Annotated in this window: 18 protein-coding genes and 1 riboswitch; of the genes, 4 read left to right on the top strand and 14 right to left on the bottom strand. The window is 74.4% G+C overall.

From position 1 onward, the window contains the following. Positions 1-511: 511 nt before the first annotated feature. From tyrS to argC, 11 genes are all read right to left on the bottom strand, one after another. Positions 512-1774 carry a tyrosine--tRNA ligase gene (gene tyrS, locus CPE01_RS14600; protein WP_146807541.1) on the bottom strand — a complete coding sequence of 421 codons (1263 nt, stop codon included), beginning with the start codon at positions 1772-1774 and terminating at the stop codon, positions 512-514. 96 nt (positions 1775-1870) lie between these two features. Further along, positions 1871-2764, bottom strand: coding sequence for a DNA-3-methyladenine glycosylase (locus CPE01_RS14595; protein ID WP_371862013.1), 894 nt, complete (start codon positions 2762-2764; stop codon positions 1871-1873). Next, a complete protein-coding gene (locus CPE01_RS14585) occupies positions 2761-3348 on the bottom strand; it encodes a nucleoside/nucleotide kinase family protein (protein WP_146807538.1) in 588 nt (195 codons plus the stop codon). The genes CPE01_RS14595 and CPE01_RS14585 overlap by 4 nt, the downstream gene beginning before the upstream one ends. 8 nt (positions 3349-3356) lie before the next feature. Continuing rightward, the gene (gene argH, locus CPE01_RS14580) at positions 3357-4796 is read right to left on the bottom strand and encodes an argininosuccinate lyase (protein ID WP_146807537.1); all 1440 of its coding nucleotides are present in this window, start codon (positions 4794-4796) and stop codon (positions 3357-3359) included. Beyond that, positions 4789-6027 (bottom strand): argininosuccinate synthase, encoded by a 1239-nt coding sequence (locus CPE01_RS14575; protein WP_146807536.1) that lies wholly within the window; start codon positions 6025-6027, stop codon positions 4789-4791. Before CPE01_RS14575 ends, argH begins: the two co-directional genes overlap by 8 nt. 83 nt (positions 6028-6110) lie before the next feature. Next, positions 6111-6662 (bottom strand): arginine repressor, encoded by a 552-nt coding sequence (locus CPE01_RS14570; protein WP_246783973.1) that lies wholly within the window; start codon positions 6660-6662, stop codon positions 6111-6113. Continuing rightward, positions 6659-7591, bottom strand: a complete 933-nt coding sequence (gene argF / locus CPE01_RS14565) for an ornithine carbamoyltransferase (protein WP_146807535.1) — start codon at positions 7589-7591, stop codon at positions 6659-6661. The genes CPE01_RS14570 and argF overlap by 4 nt, the downstream gene beginning before the upstream one ends. Beyond that, positions 7588-8910 (bottom strand): acetylornithine transaminase, encoded by a 1323-nt coding sequence (locus tag CPE01_RS14560; RefSeq protein ID WP_146807534.1) that lies wholly within the window; start codon positions 8908-8910, stop codon positions 7588-7590. Before CPE01_RS14560 ends, argF begins: the two co-directional genes overlap by 4 nt. Then, a complete protein-coding gene (gene argB / locus CPE01_RS14555) occupies positions 8907-9920 on the bottom strand; it encodes an acetylglutamate kinase (RefSeq protein ID WP_186811562.1) in 1014 nt (337 codons plus the stop codon). The genes CPE01_RS14560 and argB overlap by 4 nt, the downstream gene beginning before the upstream one ends. After that, positions 9917-11128: a bifunctional glutamate N-acetyltransferase/amino-acid acetyltransferase ArgJ gene (argJ, locus tag CPE01_RS14550; RefSeq protein ID WP_146807533.1), complete on the bottom strand. Its 1212-nt coding sequence runs from the start codon at positions 11126-11128 to the stop codon at positions 9917-9919. Before argJ ends, argB begins: the two co-directional genes overlap by 4 nt. After that, on the bottom strand, positions 11125-12189 hold the full coding sequence (gene argC / locus CPE01_RS14545; protein WP_222592944.1) for an N-acetyl-gamma-glutamyl-phosphate reductase: 1065 nt from the start codon (positions 12187-12189) through the stop codon (positions 11125-11127). The genes argJ and argC overlap by 4 nt, the downstream gene beginning before the upstream one ends. Positions 12190-12331: 142 nt before the next feature. Between argC and CPE01_RS14540 the strand changes: the two genes are divergently transcribed. The 4 genes from CPE01_RS14540 (at position 12332) to CPE01_RS14525 (ending at position 16116) form a co-directional block, all read left to right on the top strand. After that, positions 12332-13315 (top strand): quinone oxidoreductase family protein, encoded by a 984-nt coding sequence (locus CPE01_RS14540; RefSeq protein ID WP_146807531.1) that lies wholly within the window; start codon positions 12332-12334, stop codon positions 13313-13315. Then, on the top strand, positions 13312-14070 hold the full coding sequence (locus tag CPE01_RS14535; RefSeq protein ID WP_146807530.1) for a DsbA family oxidoreductase: 759 nt from the start codon (positions 13312-13314) through the stop codon (positions 14068-14070). The genes CPE01_RS14540 and CPE01_RS14535 overlap by 4 nt, the downstream gene beginning before the upstream one ends. Then, positions 14058-14612, top strand: a complete 555-nt coding sequence (locus CPE01_RS14530; protein ID WP_246783972.1) for a GNAT family N-acetyltransferase — start codon at positions 14058-14060, stop codon at positions 14610-14612. The genes CPE01_RS14535 and CPE01_RS14530 overlap by 13 nt, the downstream gene beginning before the upstream one ends. A gap of 190 nt (positions 14613-14802) precedes the next feature. Next, entirely contained in the window at positions 14803-16116 is a 1314-nt protein-coding gene (locus tag CPE01_RS14525) for a TrpB-like pyridoxal phosphate-dependent enzyme (RefSeq protein WP_146807529.1), read from the top strand. A gap of 67 nt (positions 16117-16183) precedes the next feature. Here CPE01_RS14525 and thiD read toward each other — a convergent pair whose 3' ends face one another. Genes thiD through thiM form a run of 3 tightly spaced genes read right to left on the bottom strand, consistent with a single transcriptional unit; the run spans position 16184 to position 19343 of the window. Further along, the gene (gene thiD / locus CPE01_RS14520) at positions 16184-17740 is read right to left on the bottom strand and encodes a bifunctional hydroxymethylpyrimidine kinase/phosphomethylpyrimidine kinase (RefSeq protein ID WP_146807528.1); all 1557 of its coding nucleotides are present in this window, start codon (positions 17738-17740) and stop codon (positions 16184-16186) included. Continuing rightward, complete coding sequence (gene thiE / locus CPE01_RS14515; protein WP_146807527.1) at positions 17737-18450, bottom strand: thiamine phosphate synthase; 714 nt, start codon at positions 18448-18450, stop codon at positions 17737-17739. Before thiE ends, thiD begins: the two co-directional genes overlap by 4 nt. Further along, positions 18447-19343 carry a hydroxyethylthiazole kinase gene (gene thiM / locus CPE01_RS14510; protein WP_146807526.1) on the bottom strand — a complete coding sequence of 299 codons (897 nt, stop codon included), beginning with the start codon at positions 19341-19343 and terminating at the stop codon, positions 18447-18449. Before thiM ends, thiE begins: the two co-directional genes overlap by 4 nt. Before the next feature lie 38 nt (positions 19344-19381). Then, positions 19382-19477, bottom strand: a riboswitch (TPP riboswitch). Positions 19478-19545: the final 68 nt, after the last annotated feature.

The raw sequence follows: 19545 nt of genomic DNA, 5'->3' as shown, positions 1-19545 counted from the left end.
CCCCCCAGGATCTTGCGATCCTGAGCGAGAGGCTTGTTTGTCTTCCCCGTGCGCCTCGGCGCTTGGGGCCTGCCTACTGTACCCGATCTCCCGGCCGTTCGGAACCACCCTTGCGGGCTGCTCCGCGTCCAGGATCCTGGGCGCCCGACCGAGTCCGGGGCGCACGAAGCGCCTGCGATCTGATCGGGGGTGGCCGCCTGCGGGACCGTCCACCGCCTGGATCCTTGCGGATCCGGCTCCGTGTCCGTTCCTCCCTGCCGGGCGACATCGAGAACATTACGCAGGACCCGCTCGGATCGCCAAATCGAGAGGGGCGTGACGCCGCTCACCCGCCTGCGCACCGCCTCTGACCTGCGTGGATGTCGCCACACGGCGTCGATCCGGGTCCAGGCACGGCCCCGACCCGAGCGGTGCCGTCGACGACGACGGCCGTGCCGCTGCTCCGAGGTGGAGCGGCGGCACGGCCGGGGATCGTGCGTACGCCGGCGGCCCCGTTCGGGCCGCCCCGCGCTCAGTGCTGGGTGTCGACGACCGCCAGGGTGCGCTTGCCCCGACGCAGGACCGCCCACCGTCCGTGGAGCAGGTCCTCGGGGGCCAGGGTCGCGTTCTCGTCGGGTACGCGGACGTTGTTGATCGACGCCCCGCCCTCGGCGATCGCGCGCCGCGCCTCCGACTTGCTCTTGACGACACCGGTCGCGGCGAGCAGGTCGACCACGAGGTCCCCGGCCGCACCGGGCGCGGTGGGCAGCTCGGCGACCGCCGCGCCGAGCGTCGCCTCGTCGAGCTCGCCCAGCGACCCGCGGCCGAACAGCGCCTGCGACGCGGCGACCACGGCGTCGGCCGCCGCCGTCCCGTGCACGAGCGCGGTCACGTCGTACGCGAGCGCCCGCTGCGCCTCCCGCGCCGCGGGCCGCGACGCCACCGCCTGCGCGAGCTCGTCGATCTGCTCGCGCGTGCGGAACGTGAAGACCTTGAGGTACCCGACCACGTCCGCGTCGTCCGCGTTGAGCCAGAACTGGTAGAAGGCGTACGGCGTGGTCATGTGCGGGTCGAGCCACACGGTGCCGGACTCGGTCTTGCCGAACTTGGTGCCGTCGGCCTTGGTGACGAGCGGCGTCGTGAGGGCGTGAACGGCCGTGCCCTCGACCTTGCGGATGAGCTCGACGCCCGACAGCAGGTTGCCCCACTGGTCCGAGCCGCCCGTCTGCAGCGTCACGCCGTGCCGGCGGAACAGCTCGAGGTAGTCCATGCCCTGGAGCACCTGGTAGCTGAACTCCGTGAACGAGATGCCCTGGTCGCTCGCGAGACGCCGCGCGACGGTGTCCTTGGCGATCATCGTGCCGAGGCGGAAGTGCTGGCCGACGTCGCGCAGGAAGTCGATCGCGGACAGCGGCGCGGTCCAGTCGAGGTTGTTGACCATGGTCGCGGCGTTCTCACCGTCGAACCGCAGGAGCGGGGCGATCTGGGCGCGGATGCGCTCGACCCAGCCGGCGACGACGTCGCGGGAGTTGAGCGTGCGCTCCCCCGTCATCTTCGGGTCGCCGATCAGGCCCGTGGCGCCGCCGACGAGCGCGATCGGCCGGTGGCCCGCGTCCTGCAGCCGGCGGACGGTGAGGATCTGCACGAGGTTGCCGATGTGCAGGCTCGGTGCGGTCGGGTCGAAGCCGCAGTACAGGGTCACGGGACCCGCCGAGAGCGCGTCGCGCAGGGCGTCGGCGTCGGTCGTGCTGGCGATGAGCCCGCGCCAGGCGAGCTCGTCGAGGATGTGCGTCACGTTCGGTTCTCCGGTCGATGGGCCGCGCGCAGGGCGCGGCATGAGGTCAGCGCAGGTCAGCGTCGAGGAGCGAGCACGGCCGACGTCGTCGCCCCGTCACGGGGCGTCTTCCGACGCCGGCGTCCGATACCCGTCGGACGGCGTCGCGGTCCGGCGCGACGCGCGATAGGCGGGCCGGTACGCCGAGACCGTCCGCTCTCCCGTGATCCAGTAGCGCCACGGGTGGCGCATCGAGTCGCCGCCCGGGCCGGACACGCCGACCCGCGGCCCGCTCGCGTGCGTCGCGTGCACCGCGGCCTCGCGCCGGTGCACGACCACGCGGCCACCGGCCTCGGTGACGTCCGCCCCGTTCCACTCGCGGTCGATCCCCAGGCACACCGCGAGCCGCGCCGGCCCACGCGCGAGCTGCCGCGCGGAGTCGACGACGCCGACCGCCTCGCGCCAGCTCCAGGCGAGCTCGGCACCCTCGACCACTTCGCCGGCGCGCAGCAGCACGGCCGCGGGGCGACCGGTCGGCTCGGCGACCACGTTCACGCAGTGGTGCAGGCCGAGGTGGCGGTAGACGTACAGGCGCCCCGGCTCGGCGAACATCACGGCGTTGCGGGCGGCGCGTCCGCGGTACGCGTGCGAACCCGGGTCGTCGGCACCCGCGTACGCCTCGACCTCGGTCAGCCTGATCGTCACCGTGCCCGCGGGCGTGCGCGTCGTGACGTACGCGCCCAGCAGGTCCTTGGCGACGGCGTGCACGTCACGGCCGTACCAGGTGCGCGCCGGGATCACGGCGAACGCGTGCGCGTCCGGGACCTGCGGCGCCGTGGCGCCGGACGGCACGGCTGCGAAGGCGGTCCCGAGCGCGCCCGCGTGCGCCGCGTGGGCCGACGAACCACCCGACGAACCGGCCGGCGAACCAGACGACGAGCTCACCGACGCACCCCGCGCCGACGAGCCGTCGGGCTCGGGCGCGCGCGAGGCGTCGGCGAACGGTGTCACGGGGTCATCCTGCCAAACTCGTCGAGCCTGATGTCGGCCCGCTCACGGGTGCGTTCGCGCGTGAAGTGCACGTGCTCGTCGTCCATCCACCGAAGCCACTGCTCACGCGCGTGCTCGCCGTCGCGCGCCAGGCCCCGCTCGAGCCGCAGCGCGGCGTCCGCCTCGACCCAGACGCGCAGGACCGCGACCGGGTCGCACGCGCGGCGGGCGGCGCCGCAGCCCTCCACGACGAGCAGCGCGGGCACGGGGACCTCGACCCAGTCGGCGAACGCCCCGGCGTGCCAGTCGTAGCGCTGGAACCGACCGGGCAGGCCGCGGCGCAGGGGCTCCAGGACCTGCGCGGACAGGCGCGGCCACAGCGAGCCCTCGAGCCCGGACCAGCCCTCGTAGAGGTCGTCGAGGTGCACGACGCGCGTCATGACGCCGCGTGCGGTCGCGGCCCCGACCACGCGTGCGGCGGTCGTCGTCTTGCCCGAGCCCGCGGGGCCGTCGACGCACACGAGGCGCACCGGGCCCAGGCGCGGGGACGCCGCGAGGGCGCGCTCCACGATCGTGAGCGCGCCCTCGTCGGACGGTGTGGTCATGCCGGCCGTCAGGACACCCAGCCGCGCAGCTCGGCGGCGCGGGCCTGCGCACGCGTGAGCTGCTCGGCGACGCGCACCGGGGCGGTCCCGCCGTGCGCCGAGCGCGACGCGAGCGAACCCTCGACCGAGAGCACGTCACGCACCGCGGGCGTCAGGTGCGGGGAGATCGCGGCGAGCTCGTCGTCGGTCAGCTCCCACAGCTCGATCGTGGGCTCGTGCGCCTCGCACGCGCGGACGCACTCCCCCGCGACCTCGTGCGCGACGCGGAACGGGACGCCCTCGCGCACGAGCCACTCGGCGATGTCGGTCGCGAGCGAGAAGCCCTGCGGCGCGAGCGACGCCAGCCGGTCGGTGTCGAACGTGAGCGTGGCGACCATGCCCGCGAACGCCGGCAGCAGGACGGTCAGCTGGTCGACCTGGTCGAAGACCGGCTCCTTGTCCTCCTGCAGGTCGCGGTTGTAGGCGAGCGGCAGCCCCTTGAGCGTGGTGAGCAGGCCCGTCAGGTCGCCGACCAGGCGGCCCGCCTTGCCGCGCGCGAGCTCGGCGATGTCGGGGTTCTTCTTCTGCGGCATGATGCTCGACCCGGTCGAGAACGAGTCGTGCAGCCGGACGAAGCCGAACTCCTTGGTCGCCCAGAGGATGACCTCCTCGGCGAGCCGCGACAGGTCGACCGCGAGCATCGCCGAGACGAACGCGAACTCGGCGACGACGTCGCGCGACGCCGTGCCGTCGATCGAGTTCTCGACGGGAGCGTCGAAGCCGAGCTCGGCGGCCACGGCCGCCGGGTCCAGGCCGAGCGACGAACCGGCCAGCGCACCCGAGCCGTACGGCGAGACCGCGGCACGCTTGTCCCAGTCGACGTACCGCTCGACGTCCCGCAGCAGCGGCCACGCGTGCGCGAGCAGGCTGTGGGCGAGCAGCACCGGCTGCGCGTGCTGCAGGTGCGTGCGCCCCGGCATGGGCGCGTCGCCCGCGGCGGTCGCCTGCGCCGTGAGGGCGTCGACGACGTCCAGCACGAGGCCCGCGATCGTGCGCGCCTCGCGGCGCAGGTACATGCGCACGAGCGTCGCGATCTGGTCGTTGCGCGAGCGGCCCGCGCGCAGCTTGCCGCCCAGGTCCGCACCCGCGCGCTCGATCAGGCCGCGCTCGAGCGCGGTGTGCACGTCCTCGTCGTCCGGCGACGGGCCGAACGCACCCGACGCGACGTCGGCCCGCAGCCGCTCGAGCGCGTCGACCATGCCCGCGACCTCGTCGTCGGACAGCAGACCCGCCGCGTGCAGCACGTGCGCGTGCGCGACCGAGCCCGAGATGTCGACGTCCGCGAGGCGCCAGTCGAACTGCGTCGAGCGCGACAGGTCGGCCAGCGCCGCGGCCGGGCCGGACGCGAACCGACCGCCCCACAGGGCGAGCGGCGCGTCCGGCTGACCGGCCACGGGCGTCTCAGGCACTGATGCCACCCTGCGAGCCGAGGTCCACTCCGTTGCCGAACTTCACGTCGCGCGCGGCGGCGAGCTTGCTCGACAGGCCGTAGATCTCGATGAAGCCCTTCGCGGCGGCCTGGTCGAACGTGTCGCCCGTGTCGTACGTGGCGAGGTTGAAGTCGTACAGCGACGAGTCCGAACGGCGACCCGTGACGGTCGCGCGGCCACCGTGCAGCACGAGGCGCACGTCGCCGGAGACGTAGCGCTGCGTGTCCGCGATGAACGTGTCGAGCGAGCGCTTGAGCGGGCTGAACCACTGGCCGTCGTAGACGAGCTCGGTCCAGCGCTGCTCGACCTGGCGCTTGAAGCGGGCCTGCTCGCGCTCGACCGTCACGTTCTCGAGCTCCTGGTGCGCGGCGATGAGCGCGATCGCGCCCGGCGCCTCGTAGACCTCGCGCGACTTGATGCCGACCAGGCGGTCCTCGACGATGTCGATCCGGCCGACGCCCTGGGCACCCGCACGACGGTTCATCTCCTGGATCGCCTGCAGCGGCGTCACGGGCACGCCGTCGAGCGCGACCGGGACGCCCTGCTCGAACGTGATGACGACCTCGTCGGCGACCGGGGGGAAGGTCGGGTCGTCGGTGTAGGTGTAGACGTCCTTCGTCGGGCCGTTCCAGATGTCCTCGAGGAAGCCGGTCTCGACCGCCCGGCCCCACACGTTCTGGTCGATCGAGAACGGGTTGTGCTTGGTGGTCGCGATCGGGAGCTTGTGCCTCTCGGCGAACTCGATCGCCTTGTCGCGCGTGAGCGCGAGGTCGCGGACCGGCGCGAGGCACGTGAGGTCCGGCGCGATCGACGTGATGCCGACCTCGAAACGCACCTGGTCGTTGCCCTTGCCCGTGCAGCCGTGCGCCACGGTCGTCGCGCCGAACTGGCGCGCGGCACGCACGAGGTGCTTGACGATCACCGGGCGGGACAGCGCCGAGACCAGCGGGTACCGGTCGAGGTACAGGCCGTTGGCCTGCAGCGCCGGCATGCAGTACTCCTCGGCGAACTCGTCACGCGCGTCGGCCACGTAGGCCTCGACCGCGCCGCAGTCGAGCGCGCGCTGACGGATGACGTTGAGGTCCTCACCGCCCTGGCCGACGTCGACGGCGACCGCGATCACCTCGGCGCCGGTGGCCTCGGCGATCCAGCCGATGCCCACGGAGGTGTCCAGACCGCCGGAGTACGCGAGGACGACGCGCTCAGTCATGAGATGTCACTTTCTACGAGCTGGGTTGCTGCGAGCAGGGTTCGGGTCGTACAGGGATGCCGGTCAGGCGGGTCGCGGCGGGCTCAGGAGGTCCCGGTCGCGAGGGTCAGGAAGCGCGACGCCAGCGCGGCGCCGTCGGGGTCGCGGGACACGACCAGGATCGTGTCGTCCCCCGCGATCGTGCCGAGCACGGCGGGGAGCACGGAGTGGTCGATCGCGGAGGCGAGGTACTGCGCGCCCCCGGGCGGGGTGCGCAGGACGACGAGGTTGCCCGACGACTCGGCGGTCAGCAGCAGCTCGGCGCACAACCGCTCGAGCCGTGCCGCGAGGTGCTCGGCGTCGGCAGCGGGGGCGGTCGGCAGCGCGTGGACCGCACCCTCGGCGGGCACGGCGTAGACGAGGGCACCCGACGGCGCGCGCACCTTGACCGCACGCAGCTCGACGAGGTCGCGCGACAGCGTCGCCTGCGTGACCGAGACGCCCTCGTCCGCGAGCAGCTGGGCGAGCTGCTGCTGGGAGTGCACGGGCTCACGCGTCAGCAGCGCCGCCACGAGCGACTGCCGGGCCGCCTTGGTCTGCGGCACGGTGGACCGGGCCGTGCCGCTCGTCGTGCTCGAGACCGTCACCGCGCTCACCGGGCCTCGAGCAGGAACGTCAGGAGCGCCTTCTGGGCGTGCAGCCGGAACTCCGCCTCGTCCCACACGATCGACTGCGGGCCGTCGATCACGTCGGCGGTGATCTCCTTGCCGCGGTACGCGGGCAGGCAGTGCAGGACGTGCGCGTCCGGCGCGGCGAGGGCCAGCGCGGCGGCGTCGAGGCGGAACGGCACGAACGGCGTCTCGCGCTCGATCGCCTCGGCCTCCTGCCCCATCGAGACCCACGTGTCGGTCGCGACGACGTCCGCGCCGGACACCGCCTCGGCCAGCGAGCCGACGACCGCGACCGAGCCACCCGTGCTCGCGGCGATCCGCTCGGCGTCCGCGACGACGCCCGGGTCCGGGCGGAAGCCGTCCGGCGAGCCGATCCGCACGTGCATGCCCGCGGTCGCGCCGCCGAGCAGGTAGGAGTGCGCCATGTTGTTCGCGCCGTCGCCGACGTAGGCCAGCGTGAGCCCGGGCAGCGCGGCGACACCGCCCCGGTGCTGTGCGACGGTCGCGAGGTCGGCCAGGATCTGGCACGGGTGGAAGTCGTCCGTGAGCGCGTTGACCACGGGGACGCCGGCGACCGCGGCCATCTCCTCGATCCGCGACTGCGCGTGCGTGCGCCACACGATCGCGGCGACCTGCCGACCGAGCACGTGCGCGGTGTCCGCGATCGACTCGCGCTTGCCGATCTGCGCGAGCTTGCCGTCGACCACGAGCGGGAAGCCGCCGAGCTCGGCGATCCCGGTGCTGAACGAGACCTGCGTGCGCAGCGTCGGCTTGTCGAAGATGACGGCGACCGCGCGCGGACCCGACAGCGGCTTGCGGATGTAGCGGTCGTCGCAGAACGCGAGCGCGAGCTCGAGCACCTGCGCCTGCTCGTCAGGCGTCAGGTCGTCGTCACGCAGGAAGTGCCGGGTCACGCCGCCACCTCCCCCGGGTCGAGCGAGGCGAGGAAGTCGACGAACGTGCCGAGCTGCTCGTGCGTCACGACGAACGGTGGCGCGAGCCGGATCGTCGTCGGGTTCACGGGGTTGACGACGAAGCCGGCCGCGAGCGCGCGTGACGCGACCGCGGGCGCCACGGCCGAGCTCAGGCCGATGCCGACGAGCAGGCCCTCACCGCGCACCGAGTCGACGAGCGGGTGGTCGAGACCGGCGACGCGCTCACGCAGTCGGGCGCCCACGTCGCGCACGTGCGCGAGCAGGTCGTCACGCTCGATGACGCCGATCGTCGCCAGGCCCGCGGCCGCCGCCACCGGGTTGCCGCCGAACGTCGTGCCGTGCTGGCCGCGCCCGAGCAGCGTCGCGGCGGTGTCGCCGAACGCGATGAGCGCGCCGACCGGGAAACCACCGCCGAGGCCCTTGGCGACCGTGACGGCATCGGGCACGATCCCGCCGCCGACGTGCGGCAGCTGGTGCGCGAACCACTCACCGGTCCGGCCCATGCCGGTCTGCACCTCGTCGAGCACGAGGAGCGTGCCGTGCCGGGCGGTCAGCTCACGAGCGCGCGCGAGGTAGCCCGGGGGCAACGGCAGGACGCCGGCCTCACCCTGCAGCGGCTCGACGAACAGCGCGGCCACGTCACCCGGAGCGAGCGCCGCCTCGAGCGCGTCGGCGTCGCCGAACGGCACCCACTCGACACCCGCGGGCAGCGGCTCGAACGGCTCGCGGTACGCGGCCTTGTGCGTGAGCGCGAGCGCCCCCATGGTCCGCCCGTGGAACGCGCCCTCGAGCGCGAGGATCCGGGTACGGCCCGTGCGGCGCGCGAGCTTGAACGCGGCCTCGTTCGCCTCCGTGCCGGAGTTGGTGAGGAAGACGCGCGACCCGGCGGGCGCCTGCGCGAGCGCGAGCAGCCGCTCCGCGAACGCGATCTGCGTGGGGCTCGCGAAGAAGTTCGAGACGTGGCCGAGCGTGCCGAGCTGCGCGCTGATCGCGGCGGTCAGCGTGGGGTGCGCGTGGCCGAGGCTGTTGACCGCGATCCCGCCCAGCAGGTCCAGGTAGCGGTTGCCGTCGGCGTCCCACACGTACGGACCCTCGCCACGGACCAGGACGCGCTGCGGCGGGCCGAACGTGTCCATGACCGCGTGCGTGTACCGCTCGGTCCACTGCGCGACCGAGCCCTCGGCGACCGCCACGGGGATGCCGTCCACGGTCGCGGCGGCCTGGCGCAGCGCGCGCCGGGTCGTGGGCACCGGCGGGTGGGCCGATGCAGGGGCCGGCGCGGTCGTCGGCTCGCTCATGCGGACACCTCCGGGTGGACGACGGGGATCGGGGCGGTGAAGGGGGCGTCGGCAGGCTCCTCGTCCGGCAGGACCATCGTGCCGATGCCGTCCGAGGTGAAGACCTCGACGAGGATCGAGTGCGGCGCACGGCCGTCGATGACGTGCGCACGGCCGACCCCGCCGGTGACGGCGCGCCAGCACGCCTCCATCTTGGGGCGCATCCCGGAGTCGAGCGTGGGCAGCACCTCGGCGAGCTGGCTCGCCGCGATACGGCGCACGAGCGAGCCGCGGTCGGGCCAGCTCAGGTAGAGCCCCTCGACGTCGGTCAGGACGATGAGCTTGCGGGCACCGAGCGCGACCGCGAGCGCGGCCGCCGCGGTGTCGGCGTTGACGTTGAGCACCTGGGTCGGGTCGTCCATGTCCGGGGCGACCGTGCTGACGACCGGGATCCGGCCCGCGTCGAGCAGGTCCTGGACCGCGCCCGGGTTGACCTTGACGACGTCGCCGACGAGGCCGACGTCCACGGGCTCGCCGTCGACGTACGCGTGCCGCCGCCGCGCCTGGAACAGGCCGCCGTCCTCGCCGGACAGGCCGACCGCGTGCGGGCCGTGCGCGTTGAGCAGGCCCACGAGCTCGCGCGAGACCTGGCCCGTCAGGACCATGCGGACCACGTCCATGGCCTCGGGAGTCGTGACGCGCAGGCCGCCGCGGAACTCGGACTCGATGCCGAGGCGGTCGAGCATGGAGCTGATCTGCGGTCCCCCGCCGTGCACGACGACCGGCTTGAGACCGACCTGCCGCAGGAACACCATGTCTTCGGCGAAGGCGCGCTTGAGCTCGTCGTCGATCATCGCGTTGCCGCCGTACTTGACGACGACGAGGGCGCCCGAGAACTTCTGCAGCCACGGCAGCGCCTGGATGAGCACCTCGGCCTTCTGGTCGGGCCGCAGGTCCGTGCGCGTGTCGAAGTGGAAGTCGTCGGGGACGGCGTTCGTCTGGCCGCCGCTCGTCGGGTCGGGCTGGGTCACGTCGAGTACTCGCTGTTCTCGGAGACGTAGGCGTGCGTGAGGTCGTTGGTCCACAGCGTCACGACCTCGTCGCCCGCGTGCAGGTCGATGAGCACGTGCACCTCCCGCGACGCGGCCAGGTCGACCTTCGAGCGCGGCTCGTGCGCGCCGCCGGCGCGGCAGATCATGACGCCGTTGATCGTGACGTCGAGCTGCTCCGGGTCGAACGGCGCGACGTCCGCGGGCACGGTGCCGACCGACGCGAGGATGCGGCCCCAGTTCGGGTCGTTGCCGTAGACGGCCGCCTTGAACAGGTTCGAGCGCGAGACCGCGCGGGCGACGGCGAGCCCCGCCTCCTGCGACGACGCGCCCGTGACGGTGATCGCGATGTCGTGCGTCGCGCCCTCGGCGTCGGCGACGAGCTGGCGCGCGAGCTGCGCGGCGACCGCGGTGACCGCTGCGGTGAAGCCCGCCGGGTCCGGTGTGACGCCGGACGCGCCCGACGCCATGAGCGTGACGGTGTCGGACGTCGACATGCAGCCGTCGGAGTCGACGCGGTCGAACGTGTCCCGCGTCGCGGCGCGCAGCGCGGCGTCGGCGAGCTCGGCGTCGACGACCGCGTCGGTCGTGATGACGCACAGCATCGTCGCCAGGCCCGGCGCGAGCATGCCCGCGCCCTTCGCCATCCCGCCGACGTGCCACGTGCCGAGGTCGCCGTCGACCGTCATGTCGGCGGTCTTGGGGACGGTGTCGGTCGTCATGATCGCGCTCGCGGCCGCCGGTCCGCCCGTGGTCGACAGCGCGTCCCGCGCCGGCGCGATGCCGGCCAGGAGCGTGTCGATAGGCAGCCGCTCGCCGATGAGACCGGTCGAGCAGACGACGACGTCGCCGGGCGAGACACCGAGCGCCTCACCGACGGCCTCGGCCGTGCGGTGCACGTCGAGGAAGCCGTCAGGCCCCGTGCACACGTTCGCGCCGCCCGAGTTCAGGACGACCGCGCTCACGACACCGTCGGAGACGACCTGGCGCGACCAGGTGACCGGGTGGCCGACCACGCGGTTCGACGTGAAGACCGCGGCACCGACCTGCAGCGGGCCGTCGTTCACGACGAGCGCCAGGTCCGGCCGTCCGGAGACCTTCAGGCCGGCGGTCGTGCCGCTCGCGCGGAAGCCGGCCGGTGCGGTCACGCCCGGGGAGAGCTCGGCTGCGTCCTGCGCGGTGATCGTCACGGTGCCACTCCGTCCATGGGCAGGCCGAGCGTCTCGGGCAGCCCGAGCGCGAGGTTGAGCGACTGCAGCGCACCACCGGCGGTGCCCTTGACCAGGTTGTCGATCGCGGTGACCGTGACCACGCGCCCCGCGCGCTCGTCGACGGCCACCTGCACGAGCGCGGTGTTGGCGCCCAGCGTCGCAGCGGTCGTCGGCCACTGCCCCGGCGGCAGGAGGTGGACGAACGGCTCGTCGGCGTACGCGGTCTCCCACACGGCACGGACCGCGGCCGGGTCCGTGCCCGGCACGAGGCGTGCGGTCGCGGTCGCGAGGATGCCGCGGGACATCGGCACGAGCGTGGGGGTGAACGAGATCGTGACCTCGGGCGCACCCGCGGCGCGCAGGTTCTGGGCGATCTCGGGGATGTGCCGGTGCGTGCCGCCCACCGCGTACGGCTGGGCCATGCCGAGGCCCTCGGACGCGAGCAGGTGCGGCTTGAGGCTCTTGCCCGCACCCGAGTAGCCGTTCGCGAGCACCGCGACGACGTCGACGGGCTCGATGACGCCGGCCGCGACACCGGGCTGCAGGCCGAGCGTCACCGCGGTCACGTTGCACCCGGGGACGGCGATCCGCGTGGTGCCCGCGAGCTGGGCCCGCTGCGCCGCGGCGACCTCCTCCCCCGTGTGCAGGAGCTCGGGCAGCCCGTAGGGCCAGGTGCCGGCGTGCTCGCTGCCGTAGTAGGTCACCCAGTCCGCCGCGTCCACCAACCGGTGGTCCGCGCCGAGGTCGACGACGACCGTGGCGGGGTCACGCTCGGCGAGCTCGGCGGCGACCGCACCGCTCGCGCCGTGCGGCAGCGCCAGCACGACGACGTCGTGCCCGGCGAGCGCGTCGGGCGTCGTGGGCTGCAGGACGCGGTCGGCGAGCCGGCGCAGGTGCGGCTGGTGCTCCCCGAGCGTGCTGCCCGCGTTGGAGTGCGCCGTGACCGCGCCGATCTGCGCCTGTGGGTGCTGGAGCAGCAGGCGGAGCATCTCGCCCCCGGCGTACCCGCTGGCTCCCGCCACCGCGACTGTGAACACCATGCGCATGAACATACACGCCGACGCGAATCAATGCACGTAAGTCCGGCCACCGACGCCGGCGAGCTCGTGGGCTGCTGCCGTCGAGCCCGAGGTCGCACCCGCGACGGGGATGAAACGAGCGACCGCGAGCGTTCGCCTCGACGTGCACGCCGTCATCGCCACCCACGCCGGTGGACCCGAGGTCCTGTCGTCCGTGACGCAGCCCGACCCGAGCCCGGGGCCCCACGAGGCCCTCGTGCGGGTGGCAGCAGCCGGCGTCAACTTCATCGACACGTACCGCCGCGCCGGCGTGTACCCCGTGCCCTACCCGCACGTCCCCGGCTCGGAGGGCTCCGGGACCATCGTCGCCGTGGGCGAGCAGGTCACCGGGTTCGCACCCGGCGACCGCGTCGCGTGGTCGGCCGCGCCCGGCTCGTACGCCGAGCTCGTCGTCGTGCCGGAACGCGAGCTCCTCGCCGTCCCCGACGGCGTGGACGACGAGACCGCTGCCGCGCTGCTGCTGCAGGGGCTGACCGCGCACTACCTGGTGACGTCGACGTTCCCGGTCGAGCCCGGCGCGACCGTCCTGGTGCACGCCGGCGCGGGTGGCGTGGGCCTCCTGCTCACCCAGCTCGCGACGCAGCGAGGAGGGCACGTCATCGCGACCGTCGGGAGCGTCGAGAAGGAGGCGCTCGCGCGAGCCGCGGGAGCACGCGACGTGATCCGGTACCGCGAGCTCGGCGACCTGACGACGGACCTGCCCGCGCAGGTGCGTCGGCTCACCGACGGCCGCGGCGTGGACGCCGTGTACGACGGCGTCGGCCGGGACACGTTCGACGCGTCGCTCGCGTCGCTGGCTCGGCGCGGGATGCTCGTGCTGTTCGGCGCGTCGTCCGGGCCCGTCCCGCCCGTCGACCCGCAGCGCCTCAACGCCGCGGGCTCGCTGTTCCTCACCCGGCCGACGCTCGGTCACTACGTCGCCGACCGCTCCGAGCTCGAGTGGCGGGCCGGGGAGCTCTTCCGGGCCGTGGCCGACGGCCGCCTCGACGTGCGGATCGGTGCCCGCTTCCCCCTGTCGGCCGCGGCCGACGCCCACCGCGCGCTCGAGTCGCGTTCCACCACCGGAAAGGTCCTCCTGCTGCCGTGAGCATCCCCACCCTGAACGCCACCCGTACCGTCACGGTGGAGGTCTGGTCCGACGTCGCCTGCCCCTGGTGCTACATCGGCAAGCGACGCTTCGCGCAGGCGCTCGAGCGCTTCGACCACCGCGCGCACGTCGACGTCGTGTGGCGCTCCTTCCAGCTCTCCCCCGACACCCCGCGCGGGCCGGGGCGTCCCGAGGCGCAGGCGCTCGCCGAGATGAAGGGGATCCCGCTCGACCGCGTGCAGCAGATGTTTGCGCACGTCACGAGCGTCGCCGAGAGCGTAGGACTGCGGTACGACTTCGACACCGTGCTCGCGTTCAACTCCTACGACGCGCACCGCCTCACGCACCTGGCCCGCGAGGTCGGCGGGCCGGCGCTCGCCGACCGGACCGTCGAGGCGCTGTTCTCGGCACACTTCGAGCGCGGCGTGGACCTCGGCCGCGACGAGTCGCTCGTCGCGGTCGCGCGCGAGGCCGGGTTCGGTGACGCGGGGTACGACGACGAGGCCGTCGCCGCGTTCCTCGCGGGCGACGACCAGTCCGACGCGGTCGACGCCGACCTCGCGGCGGCGCGCGAGCTCGGTGTGTCCGGCGTGCCGTTCTTCGTCGTCGACCGCCGGTACGCCGTGTCCGGGGCCCAGCCCGTCGAGGTGTTCACCCAGCTCCTCGACGCGGGCTGGCGGGAGGCGAACCCGCTGCAGGTGCTCGCCGGCGACGCGTCCGCCGACGCGTGCACCGACGACTCGTGCGCCCTGTGAGCCCGGCGGTGCCCGCAGACGCGCCCACGCGCGCCGTCGACGTCGCGGTCCGCGACGTGCGGGCGGACGACCTGCCGCTGCTGGCCGCGCTCAACGACGCGGCCGCGCCCGCCGTCAACGCGCTGGGGCTCGACGGCCTGACGGCGCACGTTCCCGCGTGCGACGCCGCTCTCGTCGCCCACGCGGGCGACGAGGTGCTCGGGTTCCTGCTCGCGCTCGCGCCCGGCGCGCACTACACGAGCGAGAACTACCGGTGGTTCTCGCAGCACCGGCCCGGCTCGCTGTACGTCGACCGCATCGTCGTCGCACCGCACGCGCACGGGAGCGGCGTCGGACGCGCGCTGTACGCCGCCGCCGACGCACGCGCCCGGGCGCTCGGCCTCGCCCGCGTGACGTGCGAGGTCAACCTCGACCCGCCCAACCCCGGCTCGTCGGCGTTCCACGCGCGGCTCGGGTTCGCCCGCGTCGGCGAGCTCGACACCAAGGACGGGACGGTGCGCGTCGAGCTGCTCGAGCGGTCCCTGGACGCCGGCGCGCGCTGAACGTCACGCGATCACTGCGGGTCAGCGCACGGGTGGTCGCACGGGGTGGTCGCACCTCAGGGCGTCCGGCAGGTGAGAGCGGCCAGGTGAGCACGCGCTCTCCCCTAGGCTCACCGTGCGGACCACGGCGTCGTGGTGCACGCGCGTCGGCGGCCCGCACCGCACCACGACGCGCCCAGGAGGCCCCCGCATGACGACATCCCCGGACGTCCGGCCCGCTCCACGCCCGCTCACGGAACCCGTCGGCACGGTCGTGCCGTCGCAGGTCCCCACGCACTGGTACAACCTCGCGGCCGACCTGCCCGAGCCCCCGCCGCCCGCGCTGCACCCCGGCACGCGCGAGCCGCTCGGCCCGCAGGACCTCGCCCCCCTGTTCCCGATGGCGCTCATCGCGCAGGAGGTCAGCACCGAGCGGTACGTCGAGATCCCGCAGACGATCCGGGAGATCTACGCCCTGTGGCGGCCCTCGCCGCTGGTCCGCGCACTGCGCCTCGAGCGCGCGCTCGGCACGCCCGCCAAGATCTACTACAAGTACGAGGGCGTCTCGCCGGCGGGCTCGCACAAGCCCAACACCGCGGTCGCGCAGGCGTACTACAACGCCGTCGAGGGCACGACGAAGCTCACGACCGAGACGGGTGCGGGTCAGTGGGGCGCGTCGCTGTCGTTCGCGTGCTCGCTGCTCGGGCTGCAGTGCGAGGTGTGGCAGGTGCGCGCCTCCTACGACGCCAAGCCGTACCGCCGGATGCAGATGGAGACGTACGGGGGTGTCTGCCACCCGTCGCCGTCGGACCTCACCGAGGCCGGCCGCGCGATGCTCGCCGCCGACCCGGACACCACCGGCTCGCTCGGCATGGCCATCTCCGAGGCCGTCGAGGTCGCCGCGCAGGACCCGAACGCGCACTACGCGCTCGGCTCGGTCCTCAACCACGTGCTGCTGCACCAGTCGGTCATCGGGATCGAGGCGCTCGACCAGCTCGACGCGATCGGCGAGACGGCCGACGTCGTGTTCGGCTGCGCGGGCGGCGGGTCGAACCTCGGCGGGTTGAGCTTCCCGTTCATCGGTCGCAACCTGCGCGACGGGACGACGACGCGCGTCGTCGCGTGCGAGCCTGCGGCGTGCCCCTCGCTCACGCAGGGCGAGTACCGGTACGACTTCGGCGACGTGGCCGGCCTGACCCCGCTGCTCAAGATGCACACGCTCGGCAAGGACTTCGTGCCGCCGCCCATCCACGCCGGCGGGCTGCGCTACCACGGCATGGCGCCGATGGTCTCGCACGCGTACGAGCTCGGTCTGCTCGAGGCGATCGCGGTCGAGCAGGAGGTCGCCTTCGCGGCGGGCGTCGAGTTCGCCCGGGCCGAGGGCATCATCCCGGCGCCCGAGTCGACGCACGCGGTCGCCGGTGCGATCGCGCACGCACGCGCCGCCACGACCGACGAGACGATCGTCATCGGACTGTCGGGGAACGGCGTGCTGGACCTGCCCGCCTACCACGACTTCCTCTGACGGGTTCCTCTGACCGGGACCGACGGGGGCCGGGTGTCGTCTGACGCCCGACCCCCGTCGTCCCGGCTCACGTCGCGGCGACGGGTACCCGCCCGGGCGCGACGGCCTCGTCTCCCGCGGCGCGCTCGTCGTGCCGACCAGGACCCGGCCAGGACTGCGCGAAGAACGCGAGCTCGTGCTCGCACGAGCGGACGAAGGCCTCGGCCATGAGGCGCCGCTGCGTCTCGTCCACGCCGCGAGCGGCATCGTCGACCAGGGCCCGCGCCTGCGCGGCGCGCGCCGCGAACTCCGGGTCGCCGTACAGCGCGATCCAGTCCCCGTACGGGTGGCCCGCCAGGTCTCCGGCACGCGCGAGCAGACGCATTCCGACGTCCGCGTACAGCCAGTAGCACGGCAGGACGGCCGCCACGACCTCGGCGTACGAGCCGCGTGCGGCGGTCGCGAGGAGGTGGTCGACGTACGCGCGCGTCACCGCCGACCGCACGCCGCCCGTCCGCCGGTCCGCACGGGCGAGCCGTGCCTCGTGCAGCCGCTGCTCGACGTCCAGGCACGCGGCGGCGCCCCGCGCGAAGAAGCCCTGCGCCGTCGGGCTCGGCGCGGCCTGGCTCGCGTGCGCCAGGACGCGCGCGTAGTCGGCCAGGTAGAGCGCGTCCTGGTGCAGGTAGTCCTCGAACGCGGTGAGCGGCAAGGTGCCGTCGCCGAGCGCGCGCACGAACGGCAGCGCGTCGCACGCGGACCGGATGGCCGCCACCTCGTCCCAGACCTCGTCGGTGAACGGACGACGCCCGAGCGCCGGCAGGTGGTGCAGGTGGTCGACAGGGCCGGCGCCGGATCCCACGAGCAGCGCGTCGCCCGCCGCGATCGCCCCGGTCAGCCAGGCCTTCGCCTCCCGCGCCGCGGTGGGCCAGTCCGCGCGGACCGGCCGCAACGCGGCCAGCGCGGCCGACAGCGAGCAGCCCGTGCCGTGCGTGCTCGTCGTGGCCACCCGGTCCGCCGCGAACTCGACGACGCCCGCGGCCCCCACGAGCGCGTCCGGGCTCGCCGGGCCCGTGAGGTGCCCACCCTTGACGAGCACGGCCGTGCCGCAACGGTCCGCGAACCGACGGGCCTGGTCGAGCGCCATCGGCCACGTCGCGGCGACGGGCTCGTCGACGAGGACCGCCAGCTCGGGCAGGTTCGGCGTCACCAGGTCCGCCCGGACCGCGAGCGCCCGCACCCGCGACTCGGCGTCCCGGGAGAGCAGGCGGTCGCCGCTGCTCGCGACCATCACGGGGTCGAGCACGACGACCGGCGTGCGGCCGCGCGCACGCTCGCGGTCGAGCCAGGCCGCGACGTGCTGCGCGACCTGCGCGGTCGCGGTCATGCCGATCTTCACCGCGTCGACGACCACGTCGTCGCTCACGGCGTCGAGCTGGGCGTCGAGGAGCTCGACGTCCGGGACGTGCACCGCGCGCACCCCGTGCGTGTTCTGCGCGACGACCGCGGTGACCGCCGCCATGCCGTACGCGCCGTGCGCCGCGAAGGACTTGAGGTCGGCGGCGATGCCCGCCCCACCCGTGGGGTCGGTGCCGGCGATCGACAGCGCACGCACGCGTCGCGGCCGCGCCACGTCCGCCGGGCTCATGCCACACCTGCGCGGCTCGGTCCGGACATGCCCGAGGGCTGCTGCTGCCACGCCTCGACCAGCATCCGCGCCGCCCGTGCCGGGTCCGCGGCCGCGCAGATCGCGCTCACGACCGCGAGCCCCCGAGCACCGGCCCGTCGGACGGCGGGCACGTCGTCGAGACCGAGCCCGCCGATCGCGACGACCGGCAGCACGCTGGTCCGTGCGGCCTCGCCGAGCCCGTCGAAGCCGGCCGCCACCGCGGCCTCCGGCTTGGTGCGGGTGAGCCGCACCGGCCCGGTGCCGATGTAGTCGACGACGGCGGGGTCGACCGCGCGGACGTCCTGCGGGCGCGCGGCGGAGACCCCGATCAGCGCGCCGGGACCGAGCAGCGCACGCGCGTCGCCCGCCTCCAGGTCGCTCTGGCCCAGGTGCACGCCGTCGACCCCGGCGCCCCGTGCACGGGCCGCGAGCGCGACGTCGACCCGGTCGTCGACCAGCACGAGGGCCGGTCCGGCGAGCCGGACCGCGTCGGTCACCGCCACCGTCAGGTCGACGAGCTCACGCACGCCCACGTGCTTGGCGCGGACCTGCACCGTTCTTACGCCCGAGCGCACCGCTGCGGCGGCGAGGTCGGCGGGTCGCCGGCCGACGGCCGCGCAGACCGCGGCGTCGACCACGAGGTACGGGCCGGGCGGCAGCGACGCGCGGCCCCCGGCGCCGCCGGTCATGACCGCGCCCCCGGGACGTGACGACCCGTCGAGCCGCCGGCCGGGGCGCCCTCCACGGCCTCACCCGCCGGTCGGGCCGCGACGCTGTCGACGGTGAGCCGCTCGCCGGCGGCCTCGAGGTCCTCTCCCCGCAGCAGGTGCAGCTCGTCGAGGAGCGCCACCTGGAACGACGCCGGCCCGCGCGCGAGCGCCCTGGCTCGCTCGGCGGCGATCCCCAGCGCGAGCGACGCCCCGACCGCCGCGGTGATCGGGTCCGTCACCGCGGCGAACGCGGCGACGAGACCGCCCAGCGCGCAGCCCGCCCCCGTGACCGAGGTCAGCAGCGGGTCGCCGGCCTCGACCCGGACGGCGACGTCGCCCGCCACGACGAGGTCGGTCGGACCCGACACCGCCACGGCACCTCCCGTCGCACGCGAGACCCGCACGGCCGCGGCGTAGGCGGCGTCGACCGTGTCCAGCGCGTCGACCCCGCGGCCGGACGAACGCAGGCCCGCGAGCGCACGCACCTCGCTCGCGTTCCCCCGCACGACGGCCGGGCGGGCCGCGAGCAGGTCCTCCGCGAGGCGCGTCCGCACCGACAGCACACCGACGGCCACCGGGTCGAGCACCCACGGCACGCCCGCCCGCAGTGCGGTCGTCACGGTCGGCTCGACGCACGCGCGCTGGTCGGGTCCGGGCGTGCCGAGGTTCACGAGCAGGCCGCCGGCGACGGCCGCGAGCTGCTCCGCCTCGCCCGGCACGGCCGCCATCGCGGGTGACGCGCCGATCGCCAGCAGGGCGTTGGCGACGAGGTTCGTCGTGACCTCGTTCGTCAGGCACTGGACCAGTGGGGCGCGCTCCCGGACGGCGACCAGAGCGGCCGCGGCGTCGTCGGCGAGGGTCGCGCTCCGCATGGCGGGTCGCGCGGTGGTGGCGCGCAGGGGGACGGCAGACGTCATCACGATGACATCCCTTCGCTAGTACGAACTAGATCAGGTTCGGCGGGTGTGATCTCAGCCCTGCGAGCAGGGCACCCCGTGTCAGTGCGGTCAGGCTAGCGCTGCCGCGACCCGTCCGTCCGCCCCTCGACCGCCCAGTGGGACGGCACGCCGAAGG

It is taken from the genome of Cellulomonas persica (genome assembly GCF_007989825.1).
In the GTDB taxonomy this organism is placed as follows: Bacteria; Actinomycetota; Actinomycetes; order Actinomycetales; family Cellulomonadaceae; genus Cellulomonas; species Cellulomonas persica.
This window is presented reverse-complemented; position numbering and strand designations above follow the sequence as displayed.

Bases quoted from the DNA above. Each gene is read 5' to 3' on its own strand.
- CPE01_RS14560 (WP_146807534.1), bottom strand. From the start codon at position 8,910: ATGAGCGAGCCGACGACCGCGCCGGCCCCTGCATCGGCCCACCCGCCG.
- thiM (WP_146807526.1), bottom strand. From the start codon at position 19,343: ATGCGGAGCGCGACCCTCGCCGACGACGCCGCGGCCGCTCTGGTCGCC.
- CPE01_RS14575 (WP_146807536.1), bottom strand. From the start codon at position 6,027: ATGACTGAGCGCGTCGTCCTCGCGTACTCCGGCGGTCTGGACACCTCC.
- thiE (WP_146807527.1), bottom strand. From the start codon at position 18,450: ATGACCGGCGGCGCCGGGGGCCGCGCGTCGCTGCCGCCCGGCCCGTAC.
- argC (WP_222592944.1), bottom strand. From the start codon at position 12,189: ATGGTGTTCACAGTCGCGGTGGCGGGAGCCAGCGGGTACGCCGGGGGC.
- CPE01_RS14585 (WP_146807538.1), bottom strand. From the start codon at position 3,348: ATGACCACACCGTCCGACGAGGGCGCGCTCACGATCGTGGAGCGCGCC.
- CPE01_RS14525 (WP_146807529.1), top strand. From the start codon at position 14,803: ATGACGACATCCCCGGACGTCCGGCCCGCTCCACGCCCGCTCACGGAA.
- thiD (WP_146807528.1), bottom strand. From the start codon at position 17,740: ATGAGCCCGGCGGACGTGGCGCGGCCGCGACGCGTGCGTGCGCTGTCG.